Source organism: Streptomyces sp. NPDC030296, from assembly GCF_055572815.1.
Map to the genome: position 1 here is coordinate 1 of NZ_JBVICQ010000012.1, position 19,100 is coordinate 19,100.

Here is a 19,100-nt window from a genome sequence, read left to right on the forward strand (position 1 = left end):
CAAGGAACGGACGCTTCCTTTGTACTCACCCGAGTATCTTCTCGGGCTTTCCTCCGGGCGCTTCCCTTCGGTCTTGCGTTTCCGACTCTATCAGATCGTTTTCCGATCCGATTTCCTCGGTGCTTTCCAGGTTCCCGCTTTCGCGTTTCCCTTTCCGGCGGTTCCGACTTTATCAGAAGTTCTGAGTCGGAATTTCCGCCCGGTCCGGGTGGTTCCTGACGCACAGTTGCGTCGGGTTCCCCCCTGGGCGGAGCCGTAAACGTACTGGAGCGGAGCGCCCCGATGCAAATCGAGGGGCCCCGCTCCCAGTCAGGCGCTGACGGAGGGTCAGACCTCAACCACCACAGGCAGGATCATCGGCCTGCGTCGGTACGTGTCCGAGACCCACTTGCCCAGGGTGCGTCGGATGAGTTGCTGCAGCTGGTGGGGCTCGACGACCCCGTCCTGCGCCGACCGCTCCAGCACTTCGGTGATCCTCGGGGCGACGTCGGCGAAGGCGGAGTCCTCGATGCCGGAGCCGCGGGCCTGGATGTGCGGGCCGCCGGTGATCTTGCCGGTGGAGGCGTCCACGACCACGAAGACGGAGATGATGCCCTCGTCGCCCAGGATCTTGCGGTCCTTCAGGGCCGGCTCGCCGACATCGCCGACCGAGAGGCCGTCGACGTAGACGTAACCCGCCTGGACCTTGCCGGAGATCCTGGCCTTGCCCTCGATGAGGTCGACGGCGACGCCGTCCTCGGCGATGACGATGCGGTCGTGCGGGACGCCGGTCATGGCGCCCAGCTCGGCGTTGGCGCGCAGATGCCGCCATTCACCGTGGACCGGCATCAGGTTCTTCGGGCGGCAGATGTTGTAGAAGTACAGCAGCTCGCCGGCCGAGGCGTGTCCCGAGACATGGACCTTGGCGTTGCCCTTGTGGACGACGTTGGCGCCCCAGCGGGTCAGGCCGTTGATGACGCGGTAGACCGCGTTCTCGTTGCCGGGGATCAGCGACGAGGCCAGGATCACCGTGTCGCCCTGGACGATGCGGATCTGGTGGTCCCGGTTGGCCATGCGCGACAGGGCCGCCATCGGCTCGCCCTGGGAGCCCGTGCAGACGAGGACGACCTCGTGGTCGGGCAGGTCGTCGAGCGTCTTCACGTCCACGACCAGGCCCGGCGGGACCTTCAGATAGCCCAGGTCCCTCGCGATGCCCATGTTGCGGACCATCGAGCGGCCGACGAAGGCGACCCGGCGGCCGTACTCGTGGGCCGCGTCCAGGATCTGCTGGATGCGGTGGACGTGGCTGGCGAAGCTGGCCACGATGATGCGCTTGCGGGCGCCCGCGAAGACCTGGCGCAGGACGTTGGAGATGTCCCGCTCGTGCGGGGTGAAGCCCGGGACCTCGGCGTTGGTCGAGTCGGAGAGGAGGAGGTCGATGCCCTCCTCGCTCAGCCGGGCGAACGCGTGGAGATCGGTCAGACGGTTGTCCAGCGGGAGCTGGTCCATCTTGAAGTCGCCGGTGTGGACGACCATGCCCGCGGGCGTGCGGATCGCCACGGCCAGGGCGTCGGGGATGGAGTGGTTGACCGCGACGAACTCGCAGTCGAAGGGGCCGATGCGCTCGCGGTTCCCCTCCGCCACCTCCAGCGTGTACGGGCGGATGCGGTGCTCCTGGAGCTTGGCCTCGATCAGGGCGAGGGTCAGCTTGGAGCCGATCAGCGGGATGTCGGGCTTCTCGCGCAGCAGATACGGGACACCACCGATGTGGTCCTCGTGGCCGTGCGTGAGGACGATGCCCTCGATGTCGTCGAGGCGGTCCCGGATGGACGAGAAGTCCGGCAGGATCAGATCGATTCCGGGCTGCTCCTCCTCGGGGAAGAGCACTCCGCAGTCGACGATCAGCAGGCGGCCGCCGTACTCGAAGACGGTCATGTTCCGGCCGATCTCGCCGAGGCCGCCGAGCGGGGTGACCCGCAGGCCACCTTCGGGCAGGGGCGGGGGCGAGCCCAGTTCAGGATGCGGATGACTCAAAAGACTCTCCTCACCACGCGCGCCACGTGCCTCCGTGGCACGTGGCGCGCGTGACGTTCGTGCATAAGCAGTTGTGTATGGGTATGCAGGCACTCGCGTCCTGCGTATTCAGTTGTGAAGTCGGTGCCGCACTGTGCGATGCCAGGTCGCGCCGCGCGAAGTCTGGTGTTAGAGCTGTACCCCGCCGGCAGCAAGATCGATCTTGAGCTGGGCGGTCTCCTCGGGCGAGAGCTCGACCATGGGGGCGCGCAGCGGTCCGGCGGGCAGTCCCTGGAGGGCGAGCGCCGCCTTGGTGGTCATCACGCCCTGGGTGCGGAACATGCCCGTGAAGACCGGGAGCAGCTTCTGGTGGATCTCGGTGGCCTTCTGGACGTCGCCGGAGACGTACGCCTCGACGAGGGTGCGCAGCTCCGGGGTGACGACGTGGCCCACGACGGAGACGAAGCCGACCGCGCCCACGGAGAGCAGCGGCAGGTTCAGCATGTCGTCGCCGGAGTACCAGGCGAGGCCCGAGCGGGCGATGGCCCAGCTGGCGCGGCCGAGGTCGCCCTTGGCGTCCTTGTTGGCGACGATCCGCGGGTGCTCGGCGAGGCGGACGATCGTCTCGGTGTCGATCGGGACGCCGCTGCGGCCCGGGATGTCGTAGAGCATCACCGGGAGGTCGGCGGCGTCCGCGATGGCCCTGAAGTGGCGGTACAGGCCCTCCTGCGGGGGCTTGTTGTAGTACGGCGTGACGACGAGGAGGCCGTGCGCGCCGATCCGCTCGGCGGCGCGGGCCAGCTCGATGCTGTGGTGGGTGTCGTTCGTGCCGACGCCGGCGAGGATGTGGGCGCGATCGCCCACGGCCTCCAGGACGGCTCGTACCAGGTCCGATTTCTCCGCGTCACTGGTGGTGGGGGACTCGCCGGTGGTCCCGTTGATCACCAGGCCGTCGTTGCCTGCGTCCACCAGGTGGGTGGCGAGCCGCTGCGCGCCGTCGAGGTCGAGTGCGCCGTCCGCCGTGAAGGGCGTGACCATGGCGGTGAGGACCCGCCCGAAGGGGGTCTGCGGAGTCGAGGTCGGAGCCATGGGTAACACGCTACTCGTTGCTCAGGGCGCGGTCTGCCCTAGGGGGCCGGGAAAAGTCAGGACAAATGCGGAGCCCGGCACTGCCTGCTCGGGGGTTCAAGCAGTGCCGGGTCCGTTTGATCAGGCTAGATGAACTTCGCGAAATGCCGCAATACGGACACTTCGCCTGGCTGACCCGTACATCTGTGCCTGGCCGAAACACATCTGCCGATCAGGGGGCGACCCGGCCGTTGGCGTTGAAGGCGGCATAGGTCAGCGGCATGAGCTCGGCCCACGCGGCCTCCATCTTCTCGCCGACCATCTCGATCTCCCGTTGCGGGAAGGACGGCACCTTCGCGAGCTCGTGCTGGGTGCGCAGGCCGAGGAAGTGCATCAGCGAGCGCGCGTTGCACGTGGCGTACATCGAGGAGTACAGGCCGACCGGGAGGACCGTACGGGCGACCTCGCGGGCGACGCCGGCGCCGAGCATCTCCTGGTACGCCTCGTAGGCGTGGACGTACGCGTCCTCCGTGATCCGCCCGACCAGCTCCTGCTGGGCCTGGGTGCCCTCGACGAAGACGTACTTGCCGGGGCGGCCCTCCTGGACGAGCTTGCGGGACTCGTCGGGGACGTAGAAGACGGGCTGGAGCTCCCTGTAGCGGCCGCTCTCCTCGTTGTAGCTCCAGCCCACGCGGTGGCGCATGAACTCGCGGAAGACGAAGATCGGGGCGCTGATGAAGAAGGTCATCGAGTTGTGCTCGAAGGGGCTGCCGTGCCGGTCCCGCATGAGGTAGTTGATGAGGCCCTTGGAGCGCTCCGGGTCCTTCTTCAGCTCGTCCAGCGACTGCTCGCCGGCCGTGGAGACGCGGGCCGCCCACAGCACGTCGGAGTCGGACGCGCTGTGCTTGACCAGCTCGACGGTGACATCGCTGCGGAAGCTGGGCTTGAGATCGTCGGCGGGGGTGTCGGTCACGGCTCGAAAGGTCCTTCCCATTGCTGCTCTCGGGCGGCGCCCACTCTACGGGCCGCCAACGACAAGGGGTCGGTTGGCCTGATTTGTACCGCCTTGTGCCTCCATCGGTCCCCCGAGAGTGGTGGGCCCGGGTCCGGCTCGGTAGCCTCACCCGGCACAACCTGTGCGTGGATCGAGTGAGGATCAGCCGTGCCCCTGCCCTTCCTGACCGCCGATCGCGCCTTCGACCAGGCGGTGGACGAGGCGCTGCCGTTCGACGACCGCGACCGCTGGCGGCGGCCCTACCGTCCCGGCCCGTGGCGGGTCGGCGCGGCCGCGCTCCTGCTGCTGCTCGCGTCGTACGTGCTGGTCGCGGCGGTCATCATCGCGGCGGCCGACTCGCTTCAGGCGGGCGCGCTGTGCTTCGGGGCGGCGCTGCTGATCATCGCCTGCACCCTGCGGCTGCTGCGGGTCGGTATCTGGGTGAGTGCGCGGGGTGTGCGTCAGGTGAGCTTCTTCCGGACGCGTACGGCGTCCTGGGAGCCGACCGTGTCGGTGCGTACGGTGCAGCAGCCGGTGCGGTGGCTCGGGCTGCCGCGGTCCGTACAGGGGCAGGCGCTGCTCCTGGTGCGCAGGGACCGGGTCCAGGAGTATGTGACGCCGCTGATGACCAGCCACAACGCCGACTTCCTGGCGCGTACGGAGGCCTTCGATCGGGCGGCCGACACGATCGGGGCATGGGCGGCCGCGTACGGGCGCGCCGCGTAGTCGACGGAACGGGTGAGGGGCCGGTCCGCGTGTGCGGGCCGGCCCCTCACCCGTCGGCGGGACGTCAGGCGGTCGGGATCGGCTTGCCGTCGTGGAGGGCGATGGCGCGCTGCATCGCCTTGCGGGCGCGCGGGGTGTCGCGGGCGTCGTGGTAGGCGACGGCGAGGCGGAACCAGGTGCGCCAGTCGTCGGGGGCGTCCTCGGTCTCCGCCTTGCGCTGCGCGAAGACCTCGTCGGCGGAGGCGCGGTCGATGCGGCCGCTCGGGGTGCGCTTCAACTCGTCGACGGGCAGGCCGCCTTCGGCGTCGAGTTCGGCGGCGAGCTGGTTGGCCCGTCGGACGAACCGGGTGTTCTCCCACAGGAACCAGATGCCGATCGCGGGCAGGACGAGGACGGCGACGCCGAAGGCGATCGTGATCGGCGTGCCGGTCTCGATGAGCATGACCCCGCGGCTGCCGACCAGGACGAAGTAGACGACCAGGACGGCTGCCGTGAGGGCGTAGGTGATCTTCGCGCGCATGGTGGATGCCGGCCGATCAGCCCAGGTCGAGGAAGTGTTCGAGGCCGAAGGTGAGGCCCGGGGTCTGCACCACGCGGCGGGCGCCGAGCAGGATGCCCGGCATGAAGCTGCTGTGATGCAGGGAGTCATGACGGACCGTCAGCGTCTCGCCCTCACCGCCGAGCAGCACCTCCTGGTGGGCGAGGAGGCCCCGCAGGCGTACGGCGTGGACGGGAACGCCGTCGACGTCCGCACCCCGCGCGCCGTCCAGGGCCGTGGCCGTGGCGTCCGGTGCCGGGGCGGTGCCGGCGGCGCGGCGTGCCTCGGCGATGAGCTGGGCGGTGCGGGTGGCCGTGCCGCTGGGGGCGTCGACCTTGTTCGGGTGGTGCAGCTCGACGACCTCGACGGACTCGAAGTAGGGCGCGGCGATCTGCGCGAACTTTATGGTGAGGACGGCCCCGATGGAGAAGTTGGGTGCGATGAGCACGCCGGTCTCCGGGGAGCCGTCCAGCCAGCCCTTCAGCCGCGCGAGGCGCTCGTCCGTCCAGCCCGTGGTGCCGACGACCGCGTGGATGCCGTTGCGGACACAGAAGTCGAGGTTGTCCATGACCGAGGCGGGCGTGGTCAGTTCCACGGCGACCTGGGCGCCCTGCTCGGTAAGGGTCTCCAGCTTGTCGCCCCGGCTCAGGGCGGCGACCAGCTCCATGTCCTCGGCGGCCTCGACGGCCTTGACCGCCTCGGAGCCGATGCGGCCCCGGGCACCGAGGACCGCCACGCGCAGCTTGCTCATCTGTCTTGCTTCCTTCTGGGCCTTGTGGGAGGGGTCAGGCGACGGTGTCGTGGAGTCGGGACGCCTGTTTGTCCTTGAGCGGGCCGATCACCGACAGGGAGGGGCGCTGACCCAGGACGTCGCGGGCGACGGCGCGGACCTCGTCCGGTGTCACCATGGCGATCCGGGTCAGCATCTCGTCGACGGACATCTGCTCGCCCCAGCACAGCTCGCTCTTGCCGATGCGGTTCATGAGGGCGCCGGTGTCCTCCAGGCCGAGGACGGTGGAGCCCTTCAGCTGACCGATGGCCCGGTCGATCTCCTCGTCGGGCAGTCCGTGCTCGGCGACCTGGTCCAGCTCGTCGCGGCAGATCTTGAGCACGTCGTGGACCTGGGAGGGGCGGCAGCCGGCGTAGACGCCGAAGAGACCGCAGTCGGCGAAGCCGGACGTGTACGAGTACACGCTGTAGGCGAGGCCGCGCTTCTCCCGGACCTCCTGGAAGAGGCGGGAGGACATGCCGCCGCCGAGCGCGGTGTTGAGGACGCCGAGGGCCCAGCGGCGCTCGTCGGTGCGGGCGAGGCCGGGCATGCCGAGGACGACGTGGGCCTGCTCGGTCTTGCGGCCGATCAGCTCGACGCGGCCGGCCGTGCGGAGGCTGCGCCGGCCCTCGCGCGGGGCGATCGGGGTGGCGTCGGTGCGGCTCAGGGCGCCCGCCTTCTCGAAGGCCGCGCGGACCTGTCGTACGACCTTGTTGTGGTCGACGTTGCCGGCGCAGGCGACCACGAGGTGGGTGGGGTCGTAGTGCTTTCTGTAGAACCGGCGGATGCGGTCGGCGGTGAGGGCGTTGACCGTGTCGACCGTGCCGAGGACGGGGCGGCCGAGGGGGGTGTCGCCGAACATGGTGTGCGCGAACAGGTCGTGCACGCAGTCGCCCGGGTCGTCCTCGGTCATCGCGATCTCTTCGAGGATGGCGCCGCGTTCCACGTCGACGTCCTCCTCACGGATCAGCGAGCCGGTGAGCATGTCGCAGACGACGTCGATGGCGAGGGGCAGGTCGGAGTCGAGCACGCGAGCGTAGTAGCACGTGTACTCCTTCGCGGTGAACGCGTTCATCTCGCCGCCGACCGCGTCGATCGCGGACGATATGTCGAGCGCGCTGCGCCGGGTCGTGCCCTTGAAGAGCAGGTGCTCCAGGTAGTGCGTGGCGCCGTTCAGAGCGGGCGTCTCGTCGCGGGAGCCGACGTGGGCCCAGATACCGAAGGTGGCGGACCGCACCGACGGCAGGGTCTCGGTGACGATGCGCAGGCCGCCCGGGAGGGTGGTCCTGCGGACCGTGCCGATGCCGCCGGCGCCCTTGATCAGGGTTTGGGTACGGGCGACGGCCCGCGCCTCCGTGGAGGTGCGGGCCGTCGCCTTGGAGCTACGCGACGTCACTTGTCGGCGTCGTCCTTCTTCTCGTCCGAGCCCTCTTCGCCCTCGATCACGGGGATGAGGGAGAGCTTGCCGCGGGAGTCGATCTCGGCGATCTCGACCTGGACCTTCTGGCCCACACCGAGGACGTCCTCGACGTTCTCCACGCGCTTGCCGCCGGCGAGCTTGCGGATCTGCGAGATGTGCAGCAGACCGTCCTTGCCCGGCAGCAGCGACACGAACGCGCCGAAGGTCGTCGTCTTCACGACGGTGCCCAGGTAGCGCTCGCCGACCTCCGGCATGGTCGGGTTGGCGATGCCGTTGATCGTGGCGCGGGCGGCCTCGGCGGCCGGGCCGTCGGCGGCACCGATGTAGATGGTGCCGTCGTCCTCGATCGTGATCTCGGCGCCGGTGTCCTCCTGGATCTGGTTGATCATCTTGCCCTTGGGGCCGATGACCTCGCCGATCTTGTCCACGGGGATCTTGACGGTGATGATCCGCGGGGCGTTGGGGGACATCTCGTCCGGGGTGTCGATCGCTTCCATCATCACGTCGAGGATGTGGAGGCGGGCGTCCCGGGCCTGCTTGAGGGCGGCGGCCAGGACGGAGGCCGGGATGCCGTCCAGCTTGGTGTCGAGCTGGAGGGCGGTGACGAACTCCTTGGTGCCGGCGACCTTGAAGTCCATGTCGCCGAAGGCGTCCTCCGCACCGAGGATGTCGGTGAGGGTGACGTAGTGCGTCTCGCCGTCGATCTCCTGGGAGATCAGGCCCATGGCGATACCGGCGACGGGGGCCTTCAGCGGCACACCGGCGTTCAGCAGCGACATGGTGGAGGCGCAGACCGAGCCCATGGAGGTCGAGCCGTTCGAGCTGAGCGCCTCGGAGACCTGGCGGATCGCGTAGGGGAACTCCTCGCGCGTCGGCAGGACCGGGACGAGGGCGCGCTCGGCGAGGGCGCCGTGACCGATCTCGCGGCGCTTCGGGGAGCCGACGCGGCCCGTCTCGCCGGTGGAGTACGGCGGGAAGTTGTAGTTGTGCATGTAGCGCTTGCGCGTCACCGGCGACAGGGTGTCGAGCTGCTGCTCCATGCGGAGCATGTTGAGGGTGGTGACGCCCAGGATCTGGGTCTCGCCACGCTCGAACACGGCGGAGCCGTGCACACGCGGGATGGCCTCGACCTCGGCGGCGAGCGTACGGATGTCCGTGACGCCACGGCCGTCGATGCGCTTCTTCTCCTTGATGACGCGCTCACGGACCAGGGACTTGGTCAGCGAGCGGTACGCGGCGGAGATCTCCTTCTCGCGGCCCTCGAACTGCGGGAGCAGCTTCTCGGCGGCGAGCGCCTTGACGCGGTCCAGCTCGGTCTCGCGCTCCTGCTTGCCGGCGATGGTGAGCGCCTGGGCGAGCTCGTCCCTGACGGCGGCCGTGAGGGCCTCCAGGACGTCGTCCTGGTAGTCGAGGAAGATCGGGAACTCGCCGGTGGGCTTGGCGGCCTTCGACGCGAGGTCGGACTGGGCCTTGCAGAGGACCTTGATGAAGGGCTTCGCGGCCTCCAGGCCGGCGGCGACGACCTCCTCGGTCGGCGCCTCGGCGCCGCCCTTGACCAGCTGGATGGTCTTCTCGGTGGCCTCGGCCTCGACCATCATGATCGCGACGTCGCCGTCCTCCAGGGTGCGGCCCGCGACGACCATGTCGAAGACGGCGTCCTCGAGCTCGGAGTGCGTCGGGAAGGCCACCCACTGGCCGTTGATCAGCGCGACGCGGACGCCGCCGATCGGGCCGGAGAAGGGCAGACCGGCCAGCTGCGTGGACGCGGAGGCGGCGTTGATCGCCACGACGTCGTACAGGTGGTCGGGGTTGAGCGCCATGATCGTGGCGACGACCTGGATCTCGTTGCGCAGGCCCTTCTTGAAGGACGGGCGCAGCGGGCGGTCGATGAGGCGGCAGGTGAGGATGGCGTCCTCGGAGGGACGGCCCTCACGGCGGAAGAAGCTGCCGGGGATCTTGCCGGCGGCGTACATCCGCTCCTCGACGTCCACCGTGAGGGGGAAGAAGTCGAGCTGGTCCTTGGGGTTCTTGGAGGCGGTGGTGGCCGACAGCACCATGGTGTCGTCGTCCAGGTACGCCACGGCGGAGCCGGCGGCCTGCTTGGCCAGGCGGCCCGTCTCGAAGCGGATGGTGCGGGTGCCGAAGGAACCGTTGTCGATGACGGCCTCGGCGTAGTGGGTCTCGTTCTCCACTAGCGATCTCTCCGTTACTTTGTCGTCTTTTGTCCCGCGCTGTCCGTGTGACAGGGGGACGGTGGCGGAGAAGCGCTCCGTGCGGTGCGGGCCGGTCTTCGATCGAAGCACCCGGGGTTCGCTGCCCCGGGGGCCACTACCGAGGACCGGCGGCGGCGTGGCGCGCTTCTCCTCGTTCGGTCGCGTGCGGTCACCCCTCCCGGGTGTCCTCACGCTGTGTCGTACATATGGCGTTGTGCTACCACACTACAAAGGGGCGGTGACACTCCGCACGTCTCCGCACCTACGGCATGTGCCGTACGTACGGCAAAGGGAGCGGCCCCCGATCGTTTCGGGAACCGCTCCCTTCACGGCGTCCTACTTGGCGCCGGCCGCACCGCGGCGGATGCCGAGGCGGTCGACCAGCGTACGGAAGCGCTGGATGTCCTTCTTGGCCAGGTACTGCAGCAGACGGCGGCGCTGACCGACCAGGATCAGCAGACCACGACGGGAGTGGTGGTCGTGCTTGTGGGTCTTGAGGTGCTCGGTCAGGTCCGAGATACGGCGCGAGAGCATCGCGACCTGGACCTCGGGGGAGCCGGTGTCGCCCTCCTTGGTACCGAACTCGGCGATGATCTGCTTCTTCGTAGCGGCGTCGAGCGACACGCGATACTCCTTCTGAGTCTCTTCGATGCCACCGAGCGCCCCTGGTCTTCGTCTCAGGGGGACTTCTGTGACTCGGGTGGCGGGATCCGTCGGCGCTGCCTCGCGGGGTCCCTGGAGGGAGTCCGCAGGGTGCGTACACAGACGGCCGTCACACAGCGTACCAGCACGCCAGGACGGTCCTGCCCGGGGCCCGGCCGGTGCGGGGCGCGCGGTCAGCCGGTCATGGCGCGGGCGGCGGTGTAGACGTCGAAGACGGCCAGGGCCAGCGGGATCAGGGTCAGCAGGACGAAGCCCTCGAAGATCTCCAGGAAGCGGCCCCAGAAGGGGGTGAGACCGCCACGGGGGGCGATCAGGCCGATCGCGGTGATCAGCGCGGCCAGCGCGGCGATGGCGACGACGAGCCAGACGGTGCGGATCTCCAGGGCCGTGCGGTCGCCGGTGAGGGCCTCGCGGATCACCGAGTGCGGAGGGTCGAGGGCCAGCCCGAGGCCCAGCAGGACGAGGGAGCCGAGGCCCGCGGCGAGGCAGGCGCCGACCTGGGCGGTGTAGCGGAAGAGCTGGGCCCGCATCAGGAGGGCGGCGGCGGTCGCGAACGCGAGCAGTTGCGCCCAGACGTCGCCGGAGAAGCCGAGGACGGCGGCGGAGGCGACGGCGAGCAGGGCGCAGCCGCCGACGAGCCCGACCAGCAGTTCGTGGCCGCGCCGGGCCTGGGCCTCGATCCGGGCCAGGTCGACCGGCTCCTGTGGGGCGGGGTCGGCGCCGTACGCGGCGCGGCCGGTGCTCGGGGGTTCGTAGCCGATGGGGAGGCGGGCGAACCGCATGGACATGCCGGGCAGGAAGGCCAGGGTCATGACGGCGAGGGGGGCGCACAGGGCGGCGATCTCGGTGGGCGTCCAGCTCAGCAGGATCGCGACGAACACCGTGACCATGGCGACGGCGGAGGCGAACACGCAGGCGACGAACGGGCCGTCGCCGCGCGGGGAGCAGACGGTCAGGACGACGGAGGCCACCAGAACGGCCGCGCAGCCGAGCAGGAACTGGAGTTTGCCGACGCCCTGGCCGTCGGTGAGCGGGAGGAGTCCGGAACCGCCGACGCCCGCGTTCACCAGGGCGCCGATCCCGAGGGCGACGGCCGAGGCGCGGTCGTCGTAGACCCGGGCGCGGACGGCTGCGAGGGCGAGGAGGACGACACCGGCCACGGCCGCGAGGACGCCGATCCGGCTGTGCATGTCGTGCCGCGGGTCGGCGGTCCAGACGACGAAGGCGAGCAGGACGGGCAAGACGCCGCCGCCGACGAGGCCGGCGGCGCGCGTCAGGTCGCCGCTCCACAGCCGGTGGTCGCGGGTCACGGCGGAGGCCACGGCTTCGGAGACGTCGTCGAAGACGGCCGGGGGCAGTGAGTCGGCGAAGGGCCGCAGGGTGAGAAGTTCGCCGTCGAGAATGCGCTGTGCGGCGAAGGAGCGGGCGCTGTCGAGGACCGTGCCGTCGCGGCGCACGAGGTGGTAGCCGACCGGGGCGCCCTCGGCGGGGCGCTGCCGGGAGAGCCTGAGGATCTCCGGGCAGAGGTCGGCGACCGGCACGTCGTCCGGCAGGGCCACGTCGATGCGGCTGTCGGGCGCGACGATCGTGACCCGGCAGAAGCCCAGTCCCGTACCGGCCCCGACCGGGGCTCCCTGGCCGGGCGCGCCCGCTCCGGCTGCCGTCGCGGAGGCCGTCATGCTCACCTGCTGCTCCCCCTCGGTGTTGGTTCCGCGTCCGCGGTGTGAAGGTCCTGCGCCCCTTCCCCGGGGTCGTCCCACGGGTGGTCCCGCGGGGCGCGAGGGAGGGGTCCGTGCGGTCGGCCGCCGGTGTCCGGGCGGCTCCGCATCGCGCGGATTGCCCTGTTTCGCCGACCGGATTCGTGTGTGCTCACGCGAATCCACCGGCACCCTACCGCCCGTCGGCGGGGGCCCGGGTCAGTAGGATCGCGCGGCGGCCCGCGTCCGCCCGACACGGGGCGGCGGACGGAACTCTCCGGGTCCGGCAAGGGAATTGGTGAGCGGTGAGCCAGATCGTTGTGAAGCGTCCACCGAGGGCGCTGCCGTCCGAGGTGCCGACGAACGAGGTCGTCCTGCAGCCTCCGCCGGAGTTGCCGCGCGGCCAACAGGAGAGCGTGCTGCTGCAGTTGCTGCCCACGCTCGGCATGGGCGGCTCGGTGGTCTTCTTCTTCACGAGCGGCCATCCGTTCATGAAGGTGATGGGCATGGTGATGATCGCGTCGACGATCGCCATGTCGATCGCGATGGTGGTGCGCTACCGCCGCGGTTCCCAGACGCAGTTGGCGGACATCCGCCGCGACTATCTGCTGTACCTGTCGCAGGCCCGGCGCTCCGCCGTCGAGACCGCGGGGAAGCAGCGCGACGCCCAGTACTACCTGCACCCCTCCCCCGACCAGCTGTGGGCGCTGGTCGCCGAGGGCAGCCGGCTGTGGGAACGGCGGCCGGGTGACGAGGACTTCGCGCAGGTGCGCATCGGCCTCGGCCCGCAGGGTCTCGCCACCCCGCTGATCGCCCCGGAGACCGGGCCGGTCGAGCAGTTGGAGCCGCTGGCGGCGGGCGCGATGCAGCGCTTCCTCGCCACCCACGACACCCTCGACGACCTGCCGATCGCGGTGTCGCTGCGCGCCTTCCACCACGTCACCGTGGGCGGCGAACAGGAGTCCGTACGGGCGTCGGTGCGCGCCCTGACCGGCTCGCTGGCCGCGCTGCACTCACCGGCGGACCTGGTGATCGTGGTGATGGCCGGGCGGGAGGCCCTGCCGCACTGGGAGTGGACCAAGTGGCTGCCGCACGTACAGGCGCCCGGCGCCGCGGACGGCGCCGGCAGCCGCCGTCTCATCGGCGGCGATCCCCGCGACCTGGAGGACCTGCTGGCCCAGCGGCTCACCGGCCGCCCCCGCTTCCACCCCGGCGCGGCACCGCTCCCCGACGAGCCGCACATCGTGGTCGTGCTCGACGGGGTGTCCCTGCCGCCGGACTCCGTCCTCGCCTCCGCCGAGGGCCTCCAGGGCGTGACCGTCGTCGAGGTGGTGCCCGGCGAGCCGGGCGGCGCCCGGGGCGACCTCTCCGTGCTCGTGCACCCCGGGTCGCTGCACCTGGAGTCGGGGCACGGGCTGGTCTACGAAGGGGTGCCCGACGCGTTGTCGTACCCGGCGGCGGAGGCGCTGGCGCGGCAGTTGGCGCCGTTGCGCATGGCGTCGGGCGGGGACGACGACGAACCGCTGCTCGCCAACCTGGAGTTCACGGATCTGCTGGGCCTCGGGGACGCGGCGTCGGTGGACACGAACCGGACCTGGCGGCCTCGTGCGCTCGCCGAGCGGCTGAGGGTGCCGATCGGTGTCGGCGAGGACGGCCGGCCCGTGATGCTCGACCTGAAGGAGGCCGCCCAGGAGGGCATGGGGCCGCACGGTCTGTGTGTGGGCGCCACGGGCTCCGGCAAGTCGGAGCTGCTGCGCACGCTCGTGCTCGGGCTCGCGGTGACGCACTCCTCGGAGACCCTGAACTTCGTCCTCGCCGACTTCAAGGGCGGCGCGACCTTCGCCGGTATGGCCCGGATGCCGCACGTCGCCGCCGTGATCACCAACCTGGCCGACGATCTCACCCTGGTCGACCGCATGGGCGACTCCATCCGGGGCGAGCTCAACCGCCGCCAGGAGATGCTGCGCGACGCGGGCAACTACGCCAACATCCACGACTACGAGAAGGCCCGCGCCGCGGGTGCCCCGCTCCAGCCGATCCCCTCGCTGGTGCTGGTGATCGACGAGTTCAGCGAACTGCTCACCGCCAAGCCCGACTTCATCGAGATGTTCGTGCAGATCGGCCGGATCGGGCGGTCGCTGGGCGTGCATCTGCTGCTCGCGTCGCAGCGCCTGGAGGAGGGGCGGCTGCGCGGGCTGGAGACGTACCTGTCGTACCGCGTCGGTCTGCGGACCTTCTCGGCGGCCGAGTCGCGGGCCGCGCTGGGCGTGCCGGACGCCTACGAGCTGCCGAACGTGCCGGGTTCCGGATTCCTGAAGTACGGCACGGACGAGATGGTGCGCTTCAAGGCGGCGTACGTGTCGGGGGTGTACCGCTCGGGCGCGGCGGGCTCGGGCGCGGCGGGCGGTCCCCGGCCGGTGGACCGGCGGCCGGTGCTGTTCACCGCGACGGAGGTGCCGGTGCGGTACGCGGCGGTGCCCCGGCCCCGTACGGAGCCCACGTCCGACGCGGACGACGCGCTCGCCGACACGGTGCTGGACGTGGTCGTGCGGCGGTTGGAGGCGCAGGGCCCGGCGGCCCACCAGGTGTGGCTGCCGCCGCTGGACAGCCCGCCGTCGCTGGACGCCCTGCTGCCGGGGCTGACGGCCGTGGAGGGCCGGGGGCTGACCCAGCCGGGGTACGAGGGCACGGGCCGGCTGGTCGTCCCGGTCGGCATCGTCGACAAGCCGTTCGAGCAGCGGCGTGATCCGCTGTGGGTGGACTTCTCGGGTGCGGCGGGCCACATGCAGATCATCGGCGGCCCGCAGTCCGGCAAGTCGACGCTGCTGCGCACCCTGATCTCGTCGTTCGCGCTCACCCACACACCGCACGAGGTGCAGTTCTACGGGCTGGACTTCGGCGGTGGCGGAATGTCGGCGGTGGCCGGGCTGCCGCATGTGGGCGGGGTGGCCTCGAGGCTGGACCCGGAGAAGGTGCGGCGCACGGTCGCCGAGGTGTACGGCGTGATGACGCGCCGGGAGGAGTACTTCCGGGCGCACGGCATCTCGTCGATCGCGGAGTTCCGGGCGCGGCGCGCCCGCGGCGACATCGCGGTCTCGGACCAGCCGTGGGGGGACGTCTTCCTCGTCATCGACGGGTGGGGCTCCTTTCGCACGGACTACGAGGGTCTGGACGCGGTGGTCCTGGACATGGCGGCGCGGGGCCTCGGGTACGGCATCCATCTGGTGCTGGCCGTGTCCCGTTCGATGGAGGTCCGTTCGAACCTCAAGGACCACATCATGAACCGCCTGGAGCTGCGGCTCGGCGACCCGATGGACTCCGAGATCGACCGCAAGGTCGCGGTGAACGTGCCCACGGGGGTGCCGGGGCGGGGTCTGTCGCCGCAGAAGCTGCACTTCATGGCGGCGGTGCCGCGGATCGACGGGCTGACCTCCGACACGGATCTGGCGGACGCCACGACCGCGCTGGCCGGCGAGGTCGCACGGCACTGGGACGCTCCGGGCGCGCCGGAGGTGCGGTTGCTGCCGCGGCGGGTGCCGGTGGAGCAGTTGCCGCCGGGCGATCGCCTCCCCCGGCAGGGCGTCGCGTTCGGGCTCGACGAGGACAACCTGGAGCCGGTCTTCGTCGACTTCGAGCAGGACCCGTTCTTCCTGGTCTTCGGCGAGAGCGAGTCGGGCAAGTCGAATCTGCTGCGGCTGCTGGTCAAGCAGCTCACCCAGCGCTACTCGGGCGACGACTGCAAGCTGTTCGTGGTCGACAACCGCCGGTCCCTGCTGGATGTGACGCCGGCGTCCCACCTGGCCGAGTACATCCCGATGTCCAACGCCATGGACCACCACATGACGGCCCTCGCTGACCTGATGAAGCGGCGCACGCCCACCGCCGAGGTGACCGCGCGGCAGTTGCGGGACCGCAGCTGGTGGCGCGGGCCGACGGTGTACGTAGTCATCGACGACTACGACCTGGTGTCCACCTCGAGCGGCAACCCGTTGAGCGGCCTCACCGAGCTGCTGCCGTTCGCCCGCGACGTCGGGGTGCGGTTCATCATCGCCCGTTCCACGGCGGGCGCGGGGCGGGCGTCGTACGAGCCGTTCCTGCAGCGGATGAAGGAACTCGGCGCACAGGGGGTCGTCCTTGCGGGTGATCCCGGCGAGGGTGACCTGCTCGGTGGTGTCCGGCCCCGTCCGATGCCCGCGGGCCGGGGGATCTTCGTGTCGCGGCGCCGCGGCAAGCCGCTGGTCCAGACGGGCCTGGTCCCGGAGGAGACCTTCTGAGGGGGTCTCGGCGACGTCCTGAGCCGTGCCCGGGTCCGGCAGAACGGCTGGGTGTCGACCGGCGGAACGAGGCGGGTGGCACCGGTCGGGAGGGACTCGGGACCGTGCTGCGTTCACATTTGATCGTTCTGGTCAAGAACGCCGCCGTCTTCGCTCATCGGAAGGCCCGCTGCGACAGGGGGGCAGTAGGGTGACTCGCACGGTTCGTTCGCATGTCAGGAAGGTTTTCATCAGGATGACCGACGCACCGGACACCGAGGTCGGCGCTCAGGCCGAGGACGTGAAGGCACGCAAGGAGCGGGAGAAGAACGAGCTGTACGCCCTCGACATCTCGGGGGTGGAGTGGCACTCCGCGCCCGGTACGGAGGAGCACGAGGAGCGGGTGGAGATCGCGTATCTGCCGGGCGGCGCCGTCGCGATGCGGTCGTCGCTCGACACCGAGACGGTGCTGCGGTACACCGAGGCCGAGTGGCGGGCGTTCGTTCTCGGGGCGCGGGACGGGGAGTTCGACCTGGAGCCGGCGCCGCACAACGGCGGACTCGCGGTGGAGTAGCGGTGGAGTAGAAGACCACAGCAGCGGGTGGACCGACGTGCCCACCCGCTCGCTGGGTCACGTCACAGGAAGTAGCTCGCGCCCTTGAGGTCGCCGCCGCGGTAGTCACCGCCGGCGTCGCCGATGCGGTGGCCGATGGCCATGAGGGCGTCGCGGATGCCGTTGGCGTGCGTGTCCCAGTCCTTGTGCTGGGTCTTGAAGGCCTCGTGGGCCTCACCGCCCCAGCCTTCGGCGATCTTCTCGACATCGGCCTTGAGGGCCTGGACCTGGTTCTCGAAGTCCCGTGCCAGGTTGCCGAGTTCGGTGGTGAGGGCGTCGAGCGTGCCGTACTTGACGGCAAGGTCCTGGTAGTCGCCGTTGACGTTCGTCATGACTGCCTTGTCTCCTTGGTGGTGGCTGTCGCCGGGACTAGTAGCTGCTGAGGGCCGAGGTCTTGCCGCCGAGGTCCTGTACGTCGATCCGGGTGATCTGCTGGTGGAGTTCGTCCTCCAGCTTGTCCTTGTCCTTGCGGTTGAGGTTGACGCCTTCGAGGACCTTCTCCAGCATGCGGCCGAGGGCCACCACGTGGTCGTTGATCTCGGTCTGCTTCTTGTCGAAGGCGATCGCGCCCTGGCCCGTCCAGTTCTTCTCGATCATGTCGATCGTTCCCTGGAGGCGGCCGAGAAGCTTCTTGATGTCGTCGTAGCGGTCGATGATCCCCTTCTCCAGCAGCCAGACGCTCTCGCTATTGAGCTTCCGTCCGTCCGTCATGTCTCGCACTCCCTTTCCCGAACTGTGGTCATGGCCTTCACATCGGTGCATTCCCCACTCGATGGACCACTGTAGTCACTGTGTAAATTGCATCCAACTGAAGTTTGTGAGAAGTCAGTTGTGACAGGGGCGTTGCATCGTTGAAGGGGCGCGCGGACCCTTTGCTACTCGAATGCGGAGCCTTTGCTCCTGGCGGTGCGGCGGCGTGCGTCGCGCACCACCACGGCGGTGCCGGCGATGAGCGCGGCCAGGACGGCCGTCGCGCCGAGGGCGTAGGTGGCGTAACGCTCGCTGCGTTCCTGGGGTGTCTCGCCGAGGTGGAGTTCGGCGGCGGTCGGGGCCTCAGCCTCGCTGAGGCCCTCCCGTGGATCGGGGGACTCGATCGGCCGGTCGTCGTCCGTGAGGGCGCGGACCGGGTCGACGACGCCCCAGCCGACCCGCTGGTCGTGGCCCGCGAAGGAGCGTTCGGCGGTCTGCTCGATCTGGGCGACGATCTCGGGGCCGGTCCAACGGGGGTGTTTGGCCTTGAGGAGGGCGGCGACCCCGGCGACGTACGGCGCGGAGAAGCTGGTGCCGTTGTCGGAGCAGTGGCCGCCCAGGGGGACCGTGGAGACGATGTCGACGCCGGGTGCGGCGACCCCGACGAAGTCGCCGGACTGGGAGAAGGGGGCCCGTTCGTTGTTGCGGTCGGAGGCGGCGACCGCGAGGACGCCCTCGTACGACGCGGGGTAGGTCTTCTTGTCGTCGCCGCCGAGGCCGTCGTTGCCCGCCGACGCCACGACCACGATGTCCCGTTGCAGGGCCCTGTCGATCGCCCGTTTCAGCGACTCGTCGGGCTCTACGGCGTTCGCGGTGTCCTGGGAGATGTTGATGACGTCCGCCTTCTCGGCCACGGCGTGGTCGATCGCCCGCACCAGGGTCTTCGTCGTGCCGCGGCCCTCGGCGTCGTTCTGCTTGATGGGGATGACGGTCGCCTCGGGGGCCAGTCCGACGAACCCCGTGTCCTTCGCGGGGCGGGCCGCGATGATGCCGGCGACCTTGGTTCCGTGGCCGACCGCGTCCGTGGTGCCGTTCGCCTTGCCGCGGTCGACGGGCCGGCCCTTGTCGTCCTTCACGGGCAGGTAGTTGGCGCCGCTGGAGACGTCGACGGCGTCCTTGAGCTGCTCGTTGCGGATGTCGACGCCGGTGTCGATCACCGCGACCCGTACGCCTCTGCCCTTCGACTGGCTCCACAGTTCGTCGAGGAGGACGCGCTGGAGGGACCAGGGGCGGCCCTCGTACTTCTTGTTGCCGAAGACGCACTCGTCCGGGGAGGCCGCGGACGCGGGCGTCGCCCCCACGGCGCCGCCGAGGACGAAGGCGGCGGCCGTCGCGGCGGCCACGCGGGCGAGTCGACCGCGCGCGTGCGAGGAGGGCGGCGCGGCGCTGTTTTCCTGTCGCATC

15 protein-coding genes are annotated in these 19,100 nt (G+C 70.2%); 3 read left to right on the forward strand and 12 right to left on the reverse strand.

Features of this window, described 5'->3' with window-relative positions; all coding sequences use genetic code 11:
* Positions 1-327 precede the first annotated feature (327 nt).
* From ACZ4Z3_RS30470 to thyX, 3 genes are all read right to left on the reverse strand, one after another.
* Complete coding sequence (locus tag ACZ4Z3_RS30470) at positions 328-2,013, reverse strand: ribonuclease J (RefSeq protein ID WP_468504053.1); 1,686 nt, start codon at positions 2,011-2,013, stop codon at positions 328-330.
* A 168-nt stretch (positions 2,014-2,181) separates the two neighbouring features.
* The gene (dapA, locus tag ACZ4Z3_RS30475; RefSeq protein WP_468504054.1) at positions 2,182-3,081 is read right to left on the reverse strand and encodes a 4-hydroxy-tetrahydrodipicolinate synthase; all 900 of its coding nucleotides are present in this window, start codon (positions 3,079-3,081) and stop codon (positions 2,182-2,184) included.
* Between the two features lie 211 nt (positions 3,082-3,292).
* Positions 3,293-4,033, reverse strand: a complete 741-nt coding sequence (gene thyX, locus ACZ4Z3_RS30480) for an FAD-dependent thymidylate synthase (RefSeq protein ID WP_055713438.1) — start codon at positions 4,031-4,033, stop codon at positions 3,293-3,295.
* Positions 4,034-4,222: 189 nt separating this feature from the next.
* On the opposite strand from thyX, the gene ACZ4Z3_RS30485 reads away from it, so the two are divergent.
* The gene (locus ACZ4Z3_RS30485; protein ID WP_468504055.1) at positions 4,223-4,780 is read left to right on the forward strand and encodes a hypothetical protein; all 558 of its coding nucleotides are present in this window, start codon (positions 4,223-4,225) and stop codon (positions 4,778-4,780) included.
* A 64-nt stretch (positions 4,781-4,844) separates the two neighbouring features.
* Here ACZ4Z3_RS30485 and ACZ4Z3_RS30490 read toward each other — a convergent pair whose 3' ends face one another.
* The 6 genes from ACZ4Z3_RS30490 to eccD form a co-directional block, all read right to left on the reverse strand.
* Positions 4,845-5,300, reverse strand: a complete 456-nt coding sequence (locus tag ACZ4Z3_RS30490; protein ID WP_468504056.1) for a DUF485 domain-containing protein — start codon at positions 5,298-5,300, stop codon at positions 4,845-4,847.
* 16 nt (positions 5,301-5,316) lie between these two features.
* A complete protein-coding gene (gene dapB, locus ACZ4Z3_RS30495) occupies positions 5,317-6,069 on the reverse strand; it encodes a 4-hydroxy-tetrahydrodipicolinate reductase (protein ID WP_468504057.1) in 753 nt (250 codons plus the stop codon).
* Positions 6,070-6,103: 34 nt separating this feature from the next.
* A complete protein-coding gene (locus ACZ4Z3_RS30500) occupies positions 6,104-7,483 on the reverse strand; it encodes a M16 family metallopeptidase (protein WP_468504058.1) in 1,380 nt (459 codons plus the stop codon).
* Positions 7,480-9,699: a polyribonucleotide nucleotidyltransferase gene (locus ACZ4Z3_RS30505; protein WP_468504059.1), complete on the reverse strand. Its 2,220-nt coding sequence runs from the start codon at positions 9,697-9,699 to the stop codon at positions 7,480-7,482. The genes ACZ4Z3_RS30500 and ACZ4Z3_RS30505 overlap by 4 nt, the downstream gene beginning before the upstream one ends.
* Positions 9,700-10,056: 357 nt before the next feature.
* Entirely contained in the window at positions 10,057-10,344 is a 288-nt protein-coding gene (rpsO, locus tag ACZ4Z3_RS30510) for a 30S ribosomal protein S15 (protein WP_030583699.1), read from the reverse strand.
* Positions 10,345-10,556: 212 nt separating this feature from the next.
* Positions 10,557-12,068, reverse strand: coding sequence for a type VII secretion integral membrane protein EccD (gene eccD, locus ACZ4Z3_RS30515; protein ID WP_468504060.1), 1,512 nt, complete (start codon positions 12,066-12,068; stop codon positions 10,557-10,559).
* A gap of 317 nt (positions 12,069-12,385) precedes the next feature.
* On the opposite strand from eccD, the gene eccCa reads away from it, so the two are divergent.
* Together eccCa and ACZ4Z3_RS30525 are read left to right on the forward strand one after the other, a co-directional pair.
* Positions 12,386-16,354 carry a type VII secretion protein EccCa gene (gene eccCa, locus ACZ4Z3_RS30520; protein ID WP_468504061.1) on the forward strand — a complete coding sequence of 1,323 codons (3,969 nt, stop codon included), beginning with the start codon at positions 12,386-12,388 and terminating at the stop codon, positions 16,352-16,354.
* Between the two features lie 235 nt (positions 16,355-16,589).
* A complete protein-coding gene (locus ACZ4Z3_RS30525; RefSeq protein WP_055537238.1) occupies positions 16,590-16,907 on the forward strand; it encodes a DUF397 domain-containing protein in 318 nt (105 codons plus the stop codon).
* Between the two features lie 62 nt (positions 16,908-16,969).
* Here the strand turns inward: ACZ4Z3_RS30525 and ACZ4Z3_RS30530 are convergent, their stop codons facing one another.
* From ACZ4Z3_RS30530 to mycP, 3 genes are all read right to left on the reverse strand, one after another.
* Positions 16,970-17,278: a WXG100 family type VII secretion target gene (locus tag ACZ4Z3_RS30530; RefSeq protein ID WP_468504062.1), complete on the reverse strand. Its 309-nt coding sequence runs from the start codon at positions 17,276-17,278 to the stop codon at positions 16,970-16,972.
* Between the two features lie 37 nt (positions 17,279-17,315).
* Positions 17,316-17,657: a WXG100 family type VII secretion target gene (locus ACZ4Z3_RS30535; protein ID WP_055537236.1), complete on the reverse strand. Its 342-nt coding sequence runs from the start codon at positions 17,655-17,657 to the stop codon at positions 17,316-17,318.
* 164 nt (positions 17,658-17,821) lie between these two features.
* A complete protein-coding gene (gene mycP / locus ACZ4Z3_RS30540) occupies positions 17,822-19,099 on the reverse strand; it encodes a type VII secretion-associated serine protease mycosin (protein ID WP_468504063.1) in 1,278 nt (425 codons plus the stop codon).
* Position 19,100 lies beyond the last annotated feature (1 nt).

What these genes read in the sequence shown, in the direction of transcription:
- dapA (WP_468504054.1), bottom strand. Translation starts at nt 3,081, where the DNA reads ATGGCTCCGACCTCGACTCCGCAGACCCCCTTCGGGCGGGTCCTCACC.
- ACZ4Z3_RS30490 (WP_468504056.1), bottom strand. Translation starts at nt 5,300, where the DNA reads ATGCGCGCGAAGATCACCTACGCCCTCACGGCAGCCGTCCTGGTCGTC.
- dapB (WP_468504057.1), bottom strand. Translation starts at nt 6,069, where the DNA reads ATGAGCAAGCTGCGCGTGGCGGTCCTCGGTGCCCGGGGCCGCATCGGC.
- ACZ4Z3_RS30525 (WP_055537238.1), top strand. Translation starts at nt 16,590, where the DNA reads ATGACCGACGCACCGGACACCGAGGTCGGCGCTCAGGCCGAGGACGTG.
- ACZ4Z3_RS30530 (WP_468504062.1), bottom strand. Translation starts at nt 17,278, where the DNA reads ATGACGAACGTCAACGGCGACTACCAGGACCTTGCCGTCAAGTACGGC.
- ACZ4Z3_RS30535 (WP_055537236.1), bottom strand. Translation starts at nt 17,657, where the DNA reads ATGACGGACGGACGGAAGCTCAATAGCGAGAGCGTCTGGCTGCTGGAG.
- mycP (WP_468504063.1), bottom strand. Translation starts at nt 19,099, where the DNA reads ATGCGACAGGAAAACAGCGCCGCGCCGCCCTCCTCGCACGCGCGCGGT.